The organism is Corynebacterium sp. HMSC077D03 (assembly GCF_001808545.1).
Classification (GTDB): domain Bacteria; phylum Actinomycetota; class Actinomycetes; order Mycobacteriales; family Mycobacteriaceae; genus Corynebacterium; species Corynebacterium simulans.
The window spans coordinates 1-3953 of record NZ_KV793691.1 but is presented as its reverse complement, the minus strand read 5'-3'; the positions used below and the strand labels follow the sequence as shown (position 1 = coordinate 3953).

The following is a 3953-nucleotide window of genomic DNA, read 5'->3' as shown; positions in this document are numbered from 1 at the left end:
CCGACGTGTCTACTTTCCGGGGTCAGGCCCTGCGTTTTAGCCAAGAAGAACTGGCCGCCTACCGCGGCGCCACCGTGCCGGATCTACTGCCGGAGCCGTTGCGTTTGTTGTTCGTCGGCATCAACCCGAGCCTGTGGACCGCCGCTACCGGCGCGCACTTCGCCCGCCCGGGTAACCGCTTCTATCCGGCCTTTTTCCGAGCTGGGTTGACTGCCCACCAGTTCGATGCCTCGGGCGGCTACGCGGACGCCGACTTTGACGAGCTGCAAGAACGTGGCATCGGCGTGTCCAACCTCGTTCCGCGCGCCACCGCCCGCGCCGATGAGCTAACCACCGACGAGCTGCGCCAGGCCCCGGCACGCCTGGACGATATTGTTAGCAAACACCACCCGAAGGTCGTGGCCGTGCTGGGAATTACCGCTTACCGCAAGGCTTTAGCCTGCCCAAGGCGGCCATCGGGGAGCAGGACTCGCCGTGGGAGGGCACCCGCCTGTTTGTGCTCGACAACCCCAGCGGACTCAACGCCCACGCCAGCGTCGCGGACCATGCGGCCGGGTACCGGAAGGTGGCCAAGGCCGCGGGCATCGCGATTTAATCCCGCGCAGAGCCGGAGACTGTGACCTGGCGATCATTGATGCGCAAGGTGTTGTCAGCGGCAGCAATAACTGCGGCATCGTGGGTGGCGGCCAGAACGAGTGCGCCCCCGTCCGCAGCTCGCCGCAGGAGCGCGATAACTTGGTCGCGGTTTGTGGAGTCGAGGGAGGCGGTCGGCTCGTCAGCGAACACATAAGCCGCGCCGCGGAGCAGGGCTCGGGCGATGGCCAGCCGCTGCTGCTCGCCTCCGCTGAGAATAGCTGCCGGCCCGTCGAAGGGGACATCAAGACCGACTTCGCCGAGGGAGTGCAGCAATTCTTCTTTGGAGTATTGCTTCCTGGATAGCCCGAGGGTGAGGTTATCTTCGCAGCTTAGTTCGGGAATGATTCCGTGGTCTTGGTGGATTATCGCTGCGCGTTCTCGCCAGAACCTCCGCCTCCGCTTCATCTTCCACGCGGAGGCATTCTCGCCGTCTATCCGGAGGAGGCCGTCCGCCGGCGACAGGAGCCCGGCCAAGGTGTTGAGCAGCAAAGTCTTTCCGGAACCGCTGGCCCCACAGATGGCGACAAAGCCTGGCCCGGGTAGGGAAAACGTTGCATTTTCCACGAGGGACTTCTTCACCGTCCGCGTGCTGCGTCCCGCAGAATAGGTCGATTCCGCGGCGAGACAGAGATGAGAGGTGGAAATCTCCGGCGGCAGAGTGGGGGACTGATTGGGGCTAGCCAATGACATTGTGACTCCTAGGGGAGGCGGACATGTGCTGAGAAATACTGAGACGGACAAAACCGAGGTAGACGATTAAGACAAGGCAGCTTAGCGCAGTGAAGGTGTAGAGGAACGGGTTGGGAAGCAGTAGCGGAGCCAGGACGGACAATATGACGACAACAGTCAGGCTGACCAGTTGGCTTTTGAATAGTCGCCACATCGTTTTGTCCGGTGATTGCCCAGCGCTGTGGAGGAGTACCAGGAGGCGACGGTGAACTCGGAGCTGGATGCGCGCCTGGACTATCAAGGCCGCAAGCGTGGCGAGCAAAGCTCCGAGGGCGCTCAGGATACTCAGCCAGAACAGCGCCGTGTTGGCTACTAGTTCGGCCAGACCGCGATCGGCCGCGTGTACCGGGTACACGTAGCCTTCGAGGCCGGCAGCGGTAAGTTCTGGACCCAGTTCCGAGAAATCCGCGAAGAGCAAATTGTTACTCGAAGCTGTGGAGCTTAGGAAGTCTGCGTCGAAGCCGGATAGATCGTCCGTTTCAAGCACGTAAAAACAATCGCCGGGAACCAGTTCCCCCGACATTGTTCCACTAATGAATCCGACCGCATGATCGGCACTGACCGGACCAATTTGCGCAGACTTAAGGAGCAGGTCGCCGGATTCCTGAGCCCACAGATCCACGGAAGCTGCGAAATGCTCTTGGGCTGCGGAATAGTCGACCGAGTGGTTGTCGTCTCCGGGACGGAACTGATAATCCTGCAGATCGTGCCATTGGCGGTTAGCAAGTGCCACGGGGCAGGAGTCCGGCACACCGGTAGCTTCTTTCGGCAAAGTATGGCTGAGGACAGCCCCGTGCTCCCGTTCCCAGCTGAGCGCGAAGTCGCGGAAGTTCTGCTGCACACTGGGCGGCAAGAGCTCGCCTTCTTCCACGCGGCCAGCAGGGCCGTCGAAGTTGGCTGAAAAATGCAAGGCTCCAAACTCCGCGAGAGATTTCCAGGTCTGTTGGGCCTCGGATTCCTGCTGGTAGGAGCGGAGCGCAGCCGCTGAGCTAAGACCCGCTGCTACAAAGGTCACGCAGGTAAAGACCGAAATTACTTTCAGCGCTTTTCCCGCCGCCTTCTCTGCGGGGGCACGCTGCCCCAGCAGCGCTACTGCGCGGCGCAACAATGGGGCGGTGACGGCTACGGCCAAACCGGTGGTAGCCAGGGCCAAGCCTATCCCGGCGGCGTAGAACCTGAGGAACAGGAGGGCAAAAGAATAGCTCCCTTGGCGGGCGAGGAATGTACTCGCAAGGCCAATGAGAACTAGGTGCGGGAGGATGACAAAGGTCCATTGCCGCCAATTGCCTTTTTGACTGCGGTGCCCGCCATTTATTGTGCGCAGCGCTGCCAATCTAAGACCGGAAACCCGAAGAACAAATACCAGGGCAAAAAGGGAAACGACAAATAGAAGCAGGATCGCCACCAACGCGGGCAGGCGGAATACGACCGATTGGATGAGGTGAAGGAACTGCGTCTTTTCGCTTAGCCTGAGCCCGTCATTCCTGGCCGATTCGTAGAAGTGGTTCGCATTGCCACCCGTTGCTTTGGGAACCAAGACGTAGTCACCGTGGTAATCCAGCGACCCAAGTTCACTGGTCGCTTGCCTCAAGGCATCAGGCCGGTTGAGTCGGGGAATGCGTTCCGGTGCTGGATAATCCTGTTCCAGCGGGATGAAAACTTCGTGGGAAGTCCCACTTGCGTCATCGGTGCCAGTCAGCCGGTAGATGGAGTAGCCGTTCTGCTCGGCCAATGAAACCAGTGAGTTACGGATTACCGTCGGTGCGTAGTCGGACTCAAGTTCCTTCGCGAGAGGAGTCTTAGGTTCGACGTAATCAAGGCTAAAGGTTGATTCGACCCCTAAGGACAAGGGCTTGGTGGAGTCAACCAGGGCAGTCAGCAGCCACCCAGTGGTCGCGATGACTGCAGCAAGAAGTAGGCTCAAAAGCCCAAGTACTAGGGGTCGAATGCGCAAGAGTTTTAGCAGAAGTTGTAGTAGTAGCTGTCCTTAGTGCCCGGCAAATTCGTCGCCCAAAGCTCGGCGATCGACTTCTGGCCGCCGCGGGTGTTGATGCTTCGTTGCGTTCTGCCGTTGACGGTCACAGTCGAAGTATGACAGCGATTCACGGTGAAATAAGAACGCGCCTTAGCGTTCCAGAAACCGTACTCCCAGGTACCGCCACCTGCAGGGTAGCGAACTTTCCGGCCGACAGATGCCCAGTAGGTTGTGAAGGCTGGTGCTGCCTCGCCGAGTAGCTCGGCCATCACACCGGAAGCAAAGCCTCCCTTGGCGCCGTGGTCTTGGAATTCTTCTGCGGAAGCAACGGCTGAGTTAGATACGGAAACGCTCAGAGCAGAGGCAATCAGCAGCGCTGCAAACTGCCGAGTGCGCTTTTTGGGGGTCATAACAGTCTCCTTTGAGGGAGAAAATGAGGCGGGATTGCCTCAAAAGGGAGACTACCCTAAGTGAATATAAATGGGAATAGAACCAGTTTTCTAATTTTATTGGTACTTTTCACGGGCCTTAGGCTCGGGAGGGCGGTGGTTGTCCTTGGTCCGCTATGTCTTGGATTCACCCCACTCGGTCAAGCGGATGTGCAACGTATTAA

At 59.1% G+C, this 3953-nt stretch carries 4 protein-coding genes; 1 reads left to right on the top strand and 3 read right to left on the bottom strand.

All coding sequences use genetic code 11. The features are described 5' to 3' along the window. The coding region (locus HMPREF2888_RS07570; protein WP_371326266.1) for a mismatch-specific DNA-glycosylase at positions 1 to 620 on the top strand (620 nt) is incomplete at its 5' end. On the opposite strand, the gene HMPREF2888_RS07565 is transcribed toward HMPREF2888_RS07570, so the two are convergent. The 3 genes from HMPREF2888_RS07565 to HMPREF2888_RS07555 are packed head-to-tail and all read right to left on the bottom strand — an operon-like array spanning position 592 to position 3750. Then, positions 592 to 1326, bottom strand: coding sequence for an ATP-binding cassette domain-containing protein (locus tag HMPREF2888_RS07565; RefSeq protein WP_061926013.1), 735 nt, complete (start codon positions 1324 to 1326; stop codon positions 592 to 594). The genes HMPREF2888_RS07570 and HMPREF2888_RS07565 overlap by 29 nt on opposite strands. Further along, a complete protein-coding gene (locus HMPREF2888_RS07560; protein ID WP_235591106.1) occupies positions 1313 to 3289 on the bottom strand; it encodes a hypothetical protein in 1977 nt (658 codons plus the stop codon). The genes HMPREF2888_RS07565 and HMPREF2888_RS07560 overlap by 14 nt, the downstream gene beginning before the upstream one ends. A gap of 35 nt (positions 3290 to 3324) precedes the next feature. Beyond that, positions 3325 to 3750, bottom strand: coding sequence for a lactococcin 972 family bacteriocin (locus HMPREF2888_RS07555; protein ID WP_234457289.1), 426 nt, complete (start codon positions 3748 to 3750; stop codon positions 3325 to 3327). Between the last annotated feature and the right edge of the window lie 203 nt (positions 3751 to 3953).

Bases quoted from the DNA above. Each gene is read 5' to 3' on its own strand.
- HMPREF2888_RS07565 (WP_061926013.1), bottom strand. From the start codon at position 1,326: ATGTCATTGGCTAGCCCCAATCAGTCCCCCACTCTGCCGCCGGAGATT.
- HMPREF2888_RS07555 (WP_234457289.1), bottom strand. From the start codon at position 3,750: ATGACCCCCAAAAAGCGCACTCGGCAGTTTGCAGCGCTGCTGATTGCC.